This is a genomic window from Pseudooceanicola nanhaiensis DSM 18065 (genome assembly GCF_000688295.1).
Classification (GTDB): Bacteria; Pseudomonadota; Alphaproteobacteria; order Rhodobacterales; family Rhodobacteraceae; genus Pseudooceanicola; species Pseudooceanicola nanhaiensis.
The window spans coordinates 801,861-815,112 of the sequence record NZ_JHZF01000011.1 but is presented as its reverse complement, the minus strand read 5'-3'; the positions used below and the strand labels follow the sequence as shown (position 1 = coordinate 815,112).

Genomic DNA, 13,252 nt, shown 5'->3' with positions numbered 1-13,252 from the left:
GGCCCCGCAATGTCTCAGGCGGCGCTCAGCCGCGGAACACCAGCGCCGCGCCGCAGGCGATCAGCACGAAGCCCGCCGCGGTGTTCCAAGTGATCTCTTCCTTCAGCCACCAGGCGGAGAAGCCCGCGAAGATCACCAGCGTGATGACCTCCTGCATCGTCTTGAGCTGGGCGGCGGAATAGACCTGGTGCCCGATCCGGTTGGCCGGCACCGCCAGCCAGTATTCGAAGAAGGCGATCCCCCAGGACACCATGACGGCCGCCCAGAGCGGGGCCGCCTTGTGTCCCAGGTGCCCGTACCACGCGAAGGTCATGAAGACGTTCGACGCGATCAGCAGCACGACCGGCAGGATATAGGGTGCCATGCATGGCCAACTCCAAGGGGGCCGCGGCCCCTAGCCCACCGAACCTTCAAGGCTGATCGCCACGAGCGCCTGTGCCTCCATGGCGAATTCCATCGGCAGCGCCTGGAGCACTTCCTTGCAGAACCCGTTCACCACGAGGGCCACCGCCTCCTCCTCGTCCATGCCGCGCGAGCGGCAGTAGAAGAGCTGGTCGTCGTCCACCTTCGAGGTCGTCGCCTCGTGTTCGACGCGCGCCGTGTTGTTCTTCACCTCGATATACGGAACCGTATGCGCCCCGCACTTGTCGCCGATCAGCAGCGAATCGCACTGGGTGTAGTTCCGCGCGTGCGTCGCCTTCGGGTGCATCGAGACGAGCCCCCGATAGGTGTTCTGCGCATGGCCCGCGCTGATCCCCTTCGAGACGATCCGGCTTTTCGTGTTCTTGCCGAGGTGGATCATCTTGGTGCCCGTATCGGCCTGCTGGTAGTTGTTGGCGATGGCGATCGAGTAGAACTCGCCCTGGCTGTCATCGCCCCGCAGGATGCAGGAGGGATATTTCCACGTCACGGCGGATCCGGTCTCGACCTGCGTCCACATCACCTTCGCCCGGTCGCCCCGGCAATCGGCGCGCTTGGTGACGAAGTTGTAGATGCCGCCCTTGCCGTTCTCGTCGCCCGGATACCAGTTCTGGACGGTCGAGTATTTCACCTCGGCGTCCTCCTCGACGATGATCTCCACCACGGCCGCGTGCAGCTGCGCGGTGTCGCGCTTGGGCGCGGTGCAGCCTTCGAGGTAGCTCACGTAGGAGCCCTTGTCGGCGATGATCAGCGTCCGCTCGAACTGGCCGGTGTTCTCGGCATTGATCCGGAAATAGGTCGACAGCTCCATCGGGCAGCGCACCCCCGGCGGCACGTAGACGAAGGAACCGTCCGAGAAGACCGCCGAGTTGAGCGTCGCGTAGAAGTTGTCGTTCACCGGCACGACGGAGCCGAGGTATTTCTTCACCAGCTCCGGATGCTCGCGGATCGCCTCCGAGATCGAGCAGAAGATCACGCCGGCCTTCTTGAGCTCCTTCTGGAAGGTCGTGCCCACGGAGACGGAATCGAAGACGGCGTCCACGGCGACCTTCCGGTCGGATGTCCGCCCCTCGGCCGGGGCGGCGTCCTCGGCGCCTTCGACACCGGCCAGGATCATCTGCTCCTTGAGCGGAATCCCCAGCTTCTCGTAGGTCGCCAGCAACGCCGGATCCACCTCGTCCAGGGACTTCGGCTTCACCTCCATGCTCTTCGGCCGGGCGTAGTAGTACTGCTTCTGGAAGTCGATCTTCGGATAATCGACCATCGCCCAGTCGGGCTCTTCCTTGGTGAGCCACCGCTCGAAGGCCTGCAGACGCCATTCGGTCATCCATTCCGGCTCTTCGTTCTTGTCCGAGATCAGGCGGACGATGTCCTCGTTCAGCCCCATCGGGGCGTATTCGGTCTCGACCTCGGTTTCCCAGCCGTACTTGTAGGTGCTGACCGCGGCGACGGCGTCCACCGTCTCCTGGTCGACGCCTTCCTTGACCTCGGTCTTCTCGATGCTCTTGTCGAGTGCGGTCATGTCGTTCCTCTCGATCTCACGCCGCGCGGGCGCGGTGTTTCCGGCTTTGCGCGCACCAGCGTTCGGCGAAGCGCATCACGTCATCCTCGGTGGTCAGGGGGCCCAGGCTCACGCGGATCGCGCTGGCGGCCGCCCCCTCGTCAAATCCCATGGCGGCGAGCACCTTGGAGGCGCGCACCTTGCCGCTGGAGCAGGCGGAGCCGGCGCTGATCGCGAACCCGTTCAGGTCCATCTGCATCACCTGCGTCTCGCCCTTCCAGCCGGGGCTCACGATGCAGGAGGTATTGGGCAGACGCGCCGCCCCTTTCCCTGCAAACGTAATATCGGAAGCCTCTGCCGCAATGGCCGCCTCCATCTTGTCTCTCAGCGCCGCGATCCTTTCCCAGACCCCGTCCGAAAGGTCCCGCGCCGCAGCCTCCGCCGCCGCGCCGAAGCCCGCGATCCCGATCACGTTCTCGGTGCCGGACCGGCGCCCCATCTCCTGCCCGCCGCCCCTGATCCGGGCGGCGAGGTCGATGCCGCGCTTCATCACCAGTGCGCCAATGCCCTTGGGCCCGCCCAGCTTGTGCGCCGAGACGAGCGCCATGTCGCAGCCCAGCCAGTTGAAGGCAATCGGCAATTTCCCGAAGCCCTGGGTGATGTCGCTGAGCGCCAGACCCTCGGGCAGGTCCTGGATCACGCCGGTCTCGGAATTGGCCAGCTGCACAGCGTAGGCGTGCGGGGTCGCAACTTGCACCTTGCCATTTGCATCGACCGGCAGGCTCGCCTCGCACCAGGCGAGCACGGCCTCGTGCTCCACCGCCGCGCAGGCGATCCCGCGCCCTTCCAGCGCCAGCGCCGCCGCCTCGGTCGCCCCGGAGGTGAAGACGATATCCGCCCCCTCCGCCCCGAGCGCCGCCGCGATCTGCGCCCGCGCCTTCTCCACCAGCGCCTTGGCGGCCCGCCCCTCGGCATGGACCGAAGACGGGTTCCCCGCCACATCCATCGCCGCGACCATCGCCGCCCGCGCCTCGTCCCGAAGCGGCGTCGTCGCGTTGTGATCGAGGTAGACCCTCTTCATCACGCCCGCCCCCCCGGCTTCACCGTTCCGAAACCACGCCTTCCGGAGGACCGCTCTCCGAGAGCGCTCCCGCACGGAGGATATGCGGGACGCGCTCTCACGCCTCCACCTCGTCCACCACGGCGAACAGCCCCGGCACCGCGGGGCACGGCGCGAGCTTGTTGCCCACCACGTCCGCCAGCGTCGTCTGGTGCAGGAAGACATAGACCTGCGCCGAGAGCGATTCCCACAGCCGGTTGGTCACCGATTGCGCCCGGCTGCCCGAGGTGCCCCCCGATGCGCCCGCGCCCTTGTGCAGCGCGCTCACCGTCTCGTCGACCGCCTGCAGCACTTCGGCCACCGTGATCTGGCGCGCGTCCCTGGCAAGACGGTAGCCGCCGCCCGGGCCGCGCACCGATTCCACCAGCCCCGCCCGGCGGAGCTTCACGAACAGCTGCTCCAGATAGGGCAGCGAGATCGCCTGACGCTTGGAAATGCCCGCCAGCGTCACGAGCCCTTCCTCGGACTGGAACGCTATGTCGGCAAGCGCCACCATCGCATATCGCCCCTTGGTGCTCAGCTTCATGACCTCGTCCTCCCCAGGCAGCCTCAACCGGAGTTTGTTGACCTTCGAACCCCCAAGCCTTATCTCGCTTGGAACCCGATCCGGGGCCGCGCGCTCCGGATTTAGAACCGTTCTAATAAGCCGGATGGAATTCGTCAACAATTCCCCCGCGCTTCAGCAGGAGCCCGCGCCAACTTATGCCCGAGGTGATTTTTCCCGGCCCCGAGGGCCGGCTCGAAGGCCGCTACCACCCGCAGAAGGAACGCGACGCGCCGATTGCCATCATCCTGCACCCGCATCCCCAGTTCGGGGGCACGATGAACAACAAGGTCGTCTACAACCTGCATTACGCCTTCAACAAGATGGGCTTCACCGTCCTGCGGTTCAACTTCCGCGGCGTCGGTCGCAGCCAGGGCGAATACGACCAGGGCGTGGGCGAGCTGTCGGACGCCGCGTCGGCGCTCGACTACCTGCAGTCGATGAACAACAATTCCAAGCATTGCTGGGTCGCCGGCTTCTCCTTCGGGGCCTGGATCGGCATGCAGCTTCTGATGCGCCGCCCCGAGATCACCGGCTTCATCTCGGTCTCGCCGCCCGCGAACATGTACGATTTCTCGTTCCTCGCCCCCTGCCCGGCCTCGGGCCTGATCATCAACGGGTCCGCCGACCGGGTCGCGCCGCCCGCGGACACCGCCGCGCTGGTCGGCAAGCTGCAGGAGCAGAAGGGGATCACCGTCACCCACGAACAGATCGAGGGCGCCGGCCACTTCTTCGAAGAGCCGCACATGGACACGATGATCGGGACCGTGTCGGACTACGTGAAGCGGAGATTGACCGAAACCTCGCGGTGAGCCCATGTCGACACTGGAAAGACTGGCCGAGGCGCTTGGCGCCGACGTGATGAAGGCGATGGACGAGACCGGCGACGAACGGCTCTTCATGGAGGTGGCGGGCGTCATCGGCACCGCCTCGCAGACGCTGGAAGAGGCTTTCCTGACCGACATCCGCGTGCGACTGGCCGAACGCAAGGCGCGCGCACACCTGATCGCGCGGGTGAAACAGCATCGCGCGGCGCAGAAGAAGCAGGGCTGATGACGCAACCGACCCGTCTCGACGCCCAGATGGCCTTCCTGATGGAGGCCGACCGGCTCAAGACCATCCTCCGCGCGACCCCGATCGCCGACGATTCCCGGCGCGAGAACTCGGCCGAACATTCCTGGCACCTCGCGCTCTTCGCGCTGGTGCTGGGCGAACATGGCGCGGATGTCTCGACCGACCGGGTGATCCGGATGCTGCTGCTGCACGACCTCGTCGAGATCGACGCGGGCGACGTGCCCATCTACGGAGAGGTCGACACCGCCGCCATCGAGGCGCGCGAACAGGCCGCGGCCGATCGCATCTTCGGCCTGCTGCCCGCCGACCAGGCCGCCGAGTTCCGCGCGCTCTGGGAAGAGTTCGAGGCGAACGAGACCCCCGACGCCCGCTTCGCCAAGTCCGTCGACCGGTTCCAGCCGCCGAACCTGAACCTTGCCTCGGGCGGGGGATCCTGGCGCGACTACGCGGTCGACTGGCCGATGTTCGAGGCCAGGGTCGGCCGGAAGATCGCCCGTGGCGCGCCCACGCTCTGGGGCTGGATCGCCCCCAAGGTCCGCGCCTTCCTGTCGCGCGCCTGACCGCGCCTCTGGCCAAGGCGCGCCGCATCCGGCAGGCTTGGCCAAACGCCTGACGGAGCCGCGCCATGCCTGACACCTATTACGACCTAGGGACCCATTCCTTCCCGGTCACCACCCGGTCGGCCGAGGCGCAGCTCTGGTTCGATCGCGGGCTCAACTGGACCTACGGCTACAACCATGAAGAGGCCGTCGCCTGTTACCGCCGGGCGCTGGAGCACGATCCCGACTGCGCGATGGCCCATTGGGGCGTCGCCTACGCGGCCGGGCCCAACTACAATTTCCCTTGGGTGCTGATGGATCCGGCCTCGCAGCGCACCGCGCTCGAGACCGCCCATGATGCCATGCAGGAGGCGCTGTCGCGCCTCCAGGGCGTCACCCCGGAGGAGGCTGCGCTCATCACCGCCCTGCCCGCCCGCTATCCGCAGCGTGAACCGGTCGAGGATCAGCGCCCCTGGGACACCGCCTTCGCGCAGGCCATGCGGGCAGCGCAGCAGGCCCATCCCGACAGCCTCGACATCCGCGCCTTCACCGCCGAGGCGATGCTGAACCGCACGCCGTGGCAGATGTGGGACATCTACAGCGGCACGCCCGCCGAGGGCGCGGATACGCTCGAATGCCAGGCGCTGCTCGAAGAGGCGCTCGACCACGACCCCCGCGCCATGCGGCATCCCGGGATCCTGCACCTCTACATCCACTTGATGGAGATGTCGCCGACCCCCGAGAAGGCGTTGAAGGCCGGCGACGCGCTGCGCGCGCTCGTGCCGGATGCGGGCCACCTCGTGCACATGCCCTCGCATATCGACGTGCAATGCGCGGCCTACCAGGACGCGGTCTACTGGAACCAGCGGGCCTGCGCGGCGGACGAGACCTTCTATGCCCGTGAAGGCGGCATGAACTTCTACACCGGCTATCGGCAGCACAATTACCATTTCATCATCTACGGCGCCCTCTTCCTCGGCCAGATCGCGCCGGCGCTCGACGCCTGCCGCCGCCTCCGCGAAACGACACCGGAGGAGATGCTGAGGATCGAGAGCCCGCCGATGGCGGATTTCTTCGAAAGCTACCTCGCGATGGAGCCGCATATCCTCATCCGTTTCGGCCGCTGGCGCGAGATCCTCGCGCTCGACCTGCCCGAGGACCCGAAGCTCTACGCCACGACCCATTGCAACACGCTCTACTCCAAGGCGCTGGCCCATGCCGCGCTCGGCGAGGTCGAGACGGCGCTGGAGATGGAGCAGCGCTTCCTCACCGCCGCCGCGCAGATGCCCGAGACGCGCTACCTGCACACCAACCGGGTCGTCGACCTGCTGGAGGTGGCCAAGGCGATGCTGCGGGGAGAGATCCTCTATCGGCAGGGCGATTTCGAGGCGGCCTTCGCGGCGCTCCGCCGCTCCGTCGCGCTGGACGACGGGCTGAACTACGACGAGCCCTGGGGTTGGATGCAGCCGACCCGTCATGCGCTCGGCGCGCTGCTCTACGAACAGGGCCGGGTGGCGGAGGCAGAGCAGGTCTATCGCGAGGATCTGGGCCTCCTCCCCGGCCTGCCGCGCGCCTGCATCCATCCCGACAATGTCTGGTCGCTGAAGGGGCTCGTGGATTGCCTCGATGCGCGGGGCAAGACGGCGGAGGTCGTGCTGCTGCGGCAGAAACTGACGCTGGCGCTGGCCCGCGCGGATACCGAGGTCGCGGCCTCGTGTTTCTGCGCCCAGGCCGCCATGCGGAGCTCCTGCTGCGCTACCTGACCAGAGTCAACTATCCGCTTGACGGCGCCCTGGTATCTGACAAAAGTCAGGTATCATGACACCCGATCCGATCTCCCGCTACCGCCGATTCAGCCGCGCCGTCACCTCCGAGGTCGGCGCGCTGGACCATTCCTTCCTGGGCCGCGGCCGGCCGCTCGGCGCCGCGCGGGTCCTGAACGCCATCGGCCATGGCCGCACCGGGGTCGCCGCTGTCCGCGATTACCTGGGCCTCGATTCCGGGCTGATGAGCCGCCTCCTGCGCGGGCTTGAAGAGGAGGGGCTGATCACCCTCGCTCCGCATCCCGACGATGCCCGCGCCCGCATCGCGACGCTCACCGACAAGGGCCGGGCCGAGTTCACCGCCTACGAGGCCCTCTCCGACGACCGTGCCGCGCAGGCGCTGGCCCGGCATCCCCACCCCGAGGCGCTGCTCGCGGCGATGGACCTCGTCGCCTCGGCGCTCGGCCGGGACCGGATCACCTTCGAGGAGGTCGATCCCCGCGCCGAGGCCGCGCGCTACTGCCTGTCCGAATATTACGCGGAGCTCGGCCGCCGCTTCGCCACCGGCTTCGACGTCAGCCTCTCGCGCGACCCCGAGGCGGGCGACATGATCGCGCCCCGCGGGGCCTTCCTGCTGGCGATGTCGGACGGGCTGCCGATCGGCTGCGTCGGGCTCAAGGGCCAGGGCGGTGCGGTGGCCGAGATCAAACGGCTCTGGATCGCGCCCTCCGCGCGGGGGCTGGGGCTGTCGAAACGGTTGATGGCGCAGATCGAGACGCGGGCGCGCGCGCTCGGGATCGGGACGCTGCGGCTCGACACCAATTCCGCGCTGCCCGAGGCGGTGGCGCTCTACCGCGGCACGGGCTGGACCGAGATCGCGCGGTTCAACGACGATCCCTACCCGGACCATTTCTTCGAGAAACGGATCGCGTCCTAGAGGCCCCGGTCAGAGTCGCGCCAAGGGCCGCGCCGGTCGTCCGGGCGCCACGGCGCTGCCCGGCCTGCGGCCGGGCGGCACACCTCTCAGGCCTTCTTCTCGGCCTCCGACGCCGCGGCCTTCCTGGCGGGCTTCACCGCCTCGGCCTTCTCGGCCAGGTCCCGCGCGATGGCGAAGGCGCCCTTGATCTTGTCGCTGTCCTTCTTCCAGTCGCGGCGCACGACGATCTTGTTGTCCTTCACCTTGGCCAGCCCGCGCTGGTCCTTGATGAATTCCACCAGCCCGGCCGGGTTGCCGAACTTGTCGTTGTGGAACTGGATCGTCGCGCCCTTGGGTCCGCCGTCGAGCTTGGCGATGCCCGCCCGCTTGCACATCCCCTTGATCCGCACGACGAGAAGCAGCGTGTTGACCTCCTTCGGCAGCTTGCCGAACCGGTCGATCAGCTCGGCCGCGAAGCCCTCCAGCTCGACCTTGGTCGAGAGCCCCGAGAGCCGCCGGTAGAGCCCGAGCCGCAGGTCGAGGTCCGGCACGTACTCCTCGGGGATCAGCACCGGCACGCCGAGGTTGATCTGCGGCGCCCATTGCTCGTCCGCCTCGGTCAGCCCCTCCATCTCACCGGCCTTGATCTTGGCGATCGCCTCCTCGAGCATCTGCTGGTAAAGTTCGTAGCCCACGTCGCGCATGTTGCCCGACTGCTCCTCGCCCAGCAGGTTGCCCGCGCCCCGGATGTCGAGGTCCTGCGACGCCAGCGTGAAGCCCGCGCCCAGCGTGTCGAGCGTGCCGAGAACCCTGAGCCGCTTCTGCGCCTGATCGGTCAGCTTCACCCGCGGTTTCGTGGTGAGATAGGCGTAGGCCCGCGCCTTCGACCGGCCCACGCGGCCCCGGATCTGGTAGAGCTGCGCAAGGCCGAACATGTCCGCACGGTGGATGATCATCGTGTTGGCGCTCGGGATGTCGAGACCCGATTCAACGATCGTCGTCGCCAGCAGCACGTCGAACTTGCCGTCGTAGAAGGCGTTCATCCGGCGGTCGAGCTCGCCCGCCGCCATCTGGCCATGCGCGGTGACGAAGGTCACCTCGGGCACCTGCTCCTTCAGGAAGGCCTCGATCTCGGGGATGTCGGCCACGCGCGGCACGACGAAGAAGCTCTGCCCGCCGCGGTAATGTTCGCGCAGAAGCGCCTCGCGGATCGTCACGCCGTCGAATTCCGAGACATAGGTCCGGATCGCCAGCCGGTCGATCGGCGGGGTGCCGATGATCGACAGGTCGCGGACGCCCGAGAGCGAGAGCTGCAGCGTCCGGGGGATCGGCGTCGCGGTCAGCGTCAGCACGTGGATGTCGGTGCGCAGCTGCTTCAGCCGTTCCTTGTGGGCGACGCCGAAGCGCTGCTCTTCATCCACGATGAGAAGACCGAGGTTCTTGAACTTGATATTCTTGGCCAAAAGCGCGTGGGTGCCGACCACGATGTCCACCGTGCCGTCCGCCATCCCGGCGCGCACCCTCTGTGCATCCGATGCGCTGACAAAGCGCGACAAGGGGCTGACCTGAATGGGAAATCCGCGGAACCGTTCTGCGAAGCCCTGGTAGTGCTGGCGGGCCAGCAGCGTCGTCGGCGCGATCACCGCCACCTGCACGCCGGACATGGCGGCCACGAAGGCCGCACGCAGCGCCACCTCGGTCTTGCCGAAGCCCACGTCGCCGCAGATCAGCCGGTCCATCGGGTGTCCGCTCTCGAGGTCGGTCAGCACGTCCTGGATGGCCGAGAGCTGGTCGTCCGTCTCCTGGTAGGGGAAGCGCGCCTGGAAGGCGTCCCAGGCCCCGTCCGGCGGGTCGAGGATCGGCGCGTTCCTGAGCGCGCGCTCGGCGGCGACCCGGATCAGCCGGTCCGCCATCTCGCGGATCCGCTCCTTCAGCTTCGCCTTCTTGGCCTGCCACGCGCCGCCGCCGAGACGGTCGAGCAGACCCTCCTCATGGCCGTAGCGCGACAGCAGTTCGATGTTCTCGACCGGCAGGTAGAGCCTTGCGTTCTCGGCATATTCCAGCAGGAGGCATTCATGCGCGGCGCCCGCCGCGGTGATGACCTCCATCCCGAGATAGCGCCCGATCCCGTGGTCGACATGGACCACGAGGTCGCCGGGGCTCAGGCTCTGCGCCTCGGTCAGGAAGTTGTCCGCTCGGCGTTTGCGCTTGGGCTGCCGGATCAGCCGGTCGCCGAGCACGTCCTGTTCCGAGATGACGGTGATTTCGCCTTTCTGCCAGGGACCCGAGAAGCCGTGCTCCAGCGGCCAGACGGCGAGGTGCAGCCCCCGCTTGCCGATGCCGTCGGCATTGCGGACCGAGACGGCGCCGACCAGCCCCTCGTCCTCGATCAGGCCTTCGAGCCGCTCGCGCGCGCCCTCGGAATAGGAGGCGACGACCACCGGCCCGAGATCGAGCTTTGCGCGAATATGCTCCGCCAGAGCGCTGAAAAGGTTCACCTTCTCAAGCTGACGCTCGGGCGAGAAGTTGCGCCCGATGCGGCCTCCGGCATCCACGACGCCGGGGCCGGAATGCTGCGGCAGCGGCGACATCTGGACCACGCGGCGCGCCTCGAGCGCCCGGTCCCAGGCCGTGTCGTCGAGATAGAGCAGGCCCGGCGGCGCGGGTTTGTAGACGGAATCCATCCGGCCCCGGTCCTGCAGCGCGATGCGCCGGGTCTCGTACTGGTCGACGATCGTGTCCCAGCGGTGCAGCCGGGCGGCCGCGCTCTGGTCGTCGAGCATGACGCTCGCGCCGGGAAGATAGTCGAAGAGCGTTTCAAGCCGTTCGTGGAAGAACGGCAGCCAGTGCTCCATCCCCTGGTGCTTGCGCCCGGCGCTGACCGCCTCGTAGAGCGGGTCGTCGGTCCCGGCGGCGCCGAATTCGGCGCGGTAGTTCTGGCGGAAGCGGGTGATCGCCGCCTCGTCGAGGATGATCTCGGAGACCGGCGCCAGTTCCACGACGTCGAGCTTCGAGGTGGTGCGCTGCGTTTCGGCATCGAAACGGCGTGCGCCGTCCAGCACGTCGCCGAACATGTCGAGCCGCACCGGCCCGCCCTCGCCCGGCGGATAGATGTCGATGATGCCGCCGCGGACCGCGTAATCGCCGGGTTCGGTCACCGAATGGGATTGCGAGAAGCCCATGCGGACGAGGAAGTCGCGCAGCCCCTTCTCGTCGATGCGGGAGCCGACGCGGGCCGAGAAGGCGGCTTCCTTCAGCACCTCGCGCGCGGGCACCCGCTGGGTCGCGGCATTGAGCGTGGTGAGCAGCACGTAGCGCTCGGGCATCCCGTGCACGAGGCCCGCCAGCGTCGCCATCCGCGTGGCCGAGATGTCGGCATTGGGCGAAACGCGGTCATAGGGCAGGCAATCCCAGCTCGGGAACCGGATGATCGGCAGGCCGGGCGCGAAGAAGGCCAGCGCATCCGCCATCGCGGCCATGCGGCGATCGTCGCGGGCGACATGGACGACAGGTCCGCCGCGCGCCTCGACCTCGCGCAGGATGAGGGCCGCGTCGAAGCCTTCGGGTGCGCCCCCGAGGGTGATATGCTCTGCCTTGGTCATGTTCAGCCCAATACGCCGATCGAGAAGTTCTGCAGCATGCCCCACATCGCGGTGAAGAAGATCGACACGATGCCGATCGCCTGGACCGAGATCCGGTGCCGTGCCAGCCGCCGGTGCAGCTCTTCCCCGGTTTCGTCCGCCGCGCGGACCTTCTGCGCGGTGCGGATCGAGAGGATCCAGACCAGCGTCATCGGGAAGGCCATCAGGAAGACGGCCTGCGCGAATTCGATCCGGTAGTAGAAGCCCAGCACGCCGAGCACCGTCAGCAGGAAGGGGATGAGAGAGGTGAGCATCAGCCCCGAGACCTCGGCGATGTGGACGAGCCGCGCGGTGTAGATCCGGACCAGCGCCTCGAAATCCTCTTCCAGCCGGCCGCCCTTGCGGCGGGCGCGGATCGCCATGTCCCACGGGACGCCCAGCACCCAGTGACTGGCCGTTGACCACATGACTGCGAGACCGATCCAGTACCACAGGTTGGAGAAGGACCGCATGTCGATGACTTCGAAAATCGTCTGGTGCAGGTCCACCTGCCGTTCCCCTGCTCTGCCTCGATCGCCCGGTCGGAACCTCTTAGCGCCGGGACGCGGCAATTCCTACCCTTGAGATGCGCTGCGGTCCATGCCACTCAATGCCCCTCGGATCAACCAATCGAGGCCGCAGATGACGCCGCTCCACGCCCCCTTCCCGCTCACCCGCTTCCGCCGCGCGCGCCAGTCGCCCGCGATCCGGGCGCTCGCGCAGGAAAACACGCTGGGCACGGGCGACCTGATCTGGCCGGTCTTCGTGCGCGAGGGCGACGGCGTGGCGCAGGAGGAGATCGCCTCGATGCCCGGCGTTTACCGCCGCACCGTCGATGCGGTGGCCGAGGCGGCGCGGGAAGCGGCCGACCTGGGTATCGGGGCGATCTGCCTCTTCCCCTACACGCCGATGGAGAAGCGCACCAGGGATTGCGCCGAGGCCTGGAACCCCGAGAACCTGTCGAACCGCGCGACGCGGGCGATCAAGCGGGCCGTGCCAGATATGGCGGTGATGACCGATGTCGCGCTCGATCCCTACAACATCGACGGGCATGACGGCTTCGTGGTGGATGGCGAGATCCTGAACGACGAGACGGTCGAGGCGCTGGTCAGACAGACGCTGTCCCAGGCCGAGGCGGGTGCCGACATCATCGGCCCCTCCGACATGATGGACGGCCGGATCGGCGCCATGCGGCAGGCGCTGGAAAGCCAGGGCCACCGCAACGTGATGATCCTGAGCTATTCGGCGAAATACGCCAGCGCGTTCTATGGTCCCTTCCGGGACGCCGTCGGCGCGGCGGGCGCGCTGAAGGGCGACAAGGCGACCTACCAGATGAACCCCGGCAATTCGGACGAGGCGCTGCGGCTGGTGGCCCGCGACCTGTCCGAAGGCGCGGACATGGTGATGGTGAAGCCGGGGATGCCCTATCTCGACATCTGCCGCCGCGTGAAGGACCAGTTCGGCGTGCCCACCTTCGCCTACCAGGTGTCGGGCGAATACGCGATGATCCGGGCGGCCGCGCTCAACGGCTGGATCGACGGCGACCGCGCCATGGCCGAGAGCCTCTTGTGCTTCAAGCGGGCCGGATGCGACGGGATCCTGACCTATTTCGCCCCCGAGATGGCCCGCGCGCTCGGCGCGTAGCGGGTTCCCGCCCCCGCGCCACAAGGGATAGTGACACGGGGCGGGCCTGCGCCTATACTTCGCTCCAATGCCGGAAAACCGGCGGGCCCGAACGGGCACATGGGCAAGTGA

The 13,252-nt window shown here is 67.7% G+C and carries 12 protein-coding genes; 6 read left to right on the top strand and 6 right to left on the bottom strand.

All coding sequences use genetic code 11. The features are described 5' to 3' along the window. Window positions 1–25: 25 nt before the first annotated feature. From Q344_RS0104900 to iscR, 4 genes are all read right to left on the bottom strand, one after another. The gene (locus Q344_RS0104900) at window positions 26–364 is read right to left on the bottom strand and encodes a DMT family protein (RefSeq protein WP_028285698.1); all 339 of its coding nucleotides are present in this window, start codon (window positions 362–364) and stop codon (window positions 26–28) included. Window positions 365–394: 30 nt separating this feature from the next. Continuing rightward, entirely contained in the window at window positions 395–1,942 is a 1,548-nt protein-coding gene (gene sufB, locus Q344_RS0104895) for a Fe-S cluster assembly protein SufB (RefSeq protein WP_028285697.1), read from the bottom strand. A gap of 16 nt (window positions 1,943–1,958) precedes the next feature. Continuing rightward, entirely contained in the window at window positions 1,959–3,002 is a 1,044-nt protein-coding gene (locus tag Q344_RS0104890; RefSeq protein WP_028285696.1) for a cysteine desulfurase family protein, read from the bottom strand. 97 nt (window positions 3,003–3,099) lie between these two features. Further along, a complete protein-coding gene (iscR, locus tag Q344_RS0104885; RefSeq protein ID WP_028285695.1) occupies window positions 3,100–3,567 on the bottom strand; it encodes a Fe-S cluster assembly transcriptional regulator IscR in 468 nt (155 codons plus the stop codon). A gap of 176 nt (window positions 3,568–3,743) precedes the next feature. Here iscR and Q344_RS0104880 point away from each other — a divergent pair, with 176 nt between their 5' ends. From Q344_RS0104880 to Q344_RS0104860, 5 genes are all read left to right on the top strand, one after another. After that, window positions 3,744–4,397 (top strand): alpha/beta hydrolase, encoded by a 654-nt coding sequence (locus tag Q344_RS0104880; RefSeq protein ID WP_028285694.1) that lies wholly within the window; start codon window positions 3,744–3,746, stop codon window positions 4,395–4,397. 4 nt (window positions 4,398–4,401) lie between these two features. Beyond that, window positions 4,402–4,638 carry a hypothetical protein gene (locus tag Q344_RS0104875; RefSeq protein ID WP_028285693.1) on the top strand — a complete coding sequence of 79 codons (237 nt, stop codon included), beginning with the start codon at window positions 4,402–4,404 and terminating at the stop codon, window positions 4,636–4,638. Continuing rightward, window positions 4,638–5,219 carry an HD domain-containing protein gene (locus tag Q344_RS0104870; RefSeq protein ID WP_028285692.1) on the top strand — a complete coding sequence of 194 codons (582 nt, stop codon included), beginning with the start codon at window positions 4,638–4,640 and terminating at the stop codon, window positions 5,217–5,219. The genes Q344_RS0104875 and Q344_RS0104870 overlap by 1 nt, the downstream gene beginning before the upstream one ends. A 65-nt stretch (window positions 5,220–5,284) precedes the next feature. After that, a complete protein-coding gene (locus Q344_RS0104865; RefSeq protein WP_028285691.1) occupies window positions 5,285–6,961 on the top strand; it encodes a hypothetical protein in 1,677 nt (558 codons plus the stop codon). Window positions 6,962–7,016: 55 nt separating this feature from the next. Further along, the gene (locus tag Q344_RS0104860) at window positions 7,017–7,898 is read left to right on the top strand and encodes a bifunctional helix-turn-helix transcriptional regulator/GNAT family N-acetyltransferase (protein WP_028285690.1); all 882 of its coding nucleotides are present in this window, start codon (window positions 7,017–7,019) and stop codon (window positions 7,896–7,898) included. Window positions 7,899–7,984: 86 nt separating this feature from the next. On the opposite strand, the gene mfd is transcribed toward Q344_RS0104860, so the two are convergent. After that, the gene (gene mfd, locus Q344_RS0104855) at window positions 7,985–11,479 is read right to left on the bottom strand and encodes a transcription-repair coupling factor (RefSeq protein WP_028285689.1); all 3,495 of its coding nucleotides are present in this window, start codon (window positions 11,477–11,479) and stop codon (window positions 7,985–7,987) included. 2 nt (window positions 11,480–11,481) lie between these two features. Continuing rightward, window positions 11,482–12,006 (bottom strand): hypothetical protein, encoded by a 525-nt coding sequence (locus Q344_RS0104850; protein ID WP_028285688.1) that lies wholly within the window; start codon window positions 12,004–12,006, stop codon window positions 11,482–11,484. 133 nt (window positions 12,007–12,139) lie between these two features. On the opposite strand from Q344_RS0104850, the gene hemB reads away from it, so the two are divergent. Then, a complete protein-coding gene (gene hemB, locus Q344_RS0104845; protein ID WP_028285687.1) occupies window positions 12,140–13,141 on the top strand; it encodes a porphobilinogen synthase in 1,002 nt (333 codons plus the stop codon). Window positions 13,142–13,252: the final 111 nt, after the last annotated feature.

What these genes read in the sequence shown, in the direction of transcription:
- Q344_RS0104900 (WP_028285698.1), bottom strand. Translation starts at nt 364, where the DNA reads ATGGCACCCTATATCCTGCCGGTCGTGCTGCTGATCGCGTCGAACGTC.
- Q344_RS0104880 (WP_028285694.1), top strand. Translation starts at nt 3,744, where the DNA reads ATGCCCGAGGTGATTTTTCCCGGCCCCGAGGGCCGGCTCGAAGGCCGC.
- Q344_RS0104890 (WP_028285696.1), bottom strand. Translation starts at nt 3,002, where the DNA reads ATGAAGAGGGTCTACCTCGATCACAACGCGACGACGCCGCTTCGGGAC.
- Q344_RS0104870 (WP_028285692.1), top strand. Translation starts at nt 4,638, where the DNA reads ATGACGCAACCGACCCGTCTCGACGCCCAGATGGCCTTCCTGATGGAG.
- iscR (WP_028285695.1), bottom strand. Translation starts at nt 3,567, where the DNA reads ATGAAGCTGAGCACCAAGGGGCGATATGCGATGGTGGCGCTTGCCGAC.
- hemB (WP_028285687.1), top strand. Translation starts at nt 12,140, where the DNA reads ATGACGCCGCTCCACGCCCCCTTCCCGCTCACCCGCTTCCGCCGCGCG.
- Q344_RS0104875 (WP_028285693.1), top strand. Translation starts at nt 4,402, where the DNA reads ATGTCGACACTGGAAAGACTGGCCGAGGCGCTTGGCGCCGACGTGATG.
- sufB (WP_028285697.1), bottom strand. Translation starts at nt 1,942, where the DNA reads ATGACCGCACTCGACAAGAGCATCGAGAAGACCGAGGTCAAGGAAGGC.
- mfd (WP_028285689.1), bottom strand. Translation starts at nt 11,479, where the DNA reads ATGACCAAGGCAGAGCATATCACCCTCGGGGGCGCACCCGAAGGCTTC.
- Q344_RS0104860 (WP_028285690.1), top strand. Translation starts at nt 7,017, where the DNA reads ATGACACCCGATCCGATCTCCCGCTACCGCCGATTCAGCCGCGCCGTC.
- Q344_RS0104865 (WP_028285691.1), top strand. Translation starts at nt 5,285, where the DNA reads ATGCCTGACACCTATTACGACCTAGGGACCCATTCCTTCCCGGTCACC.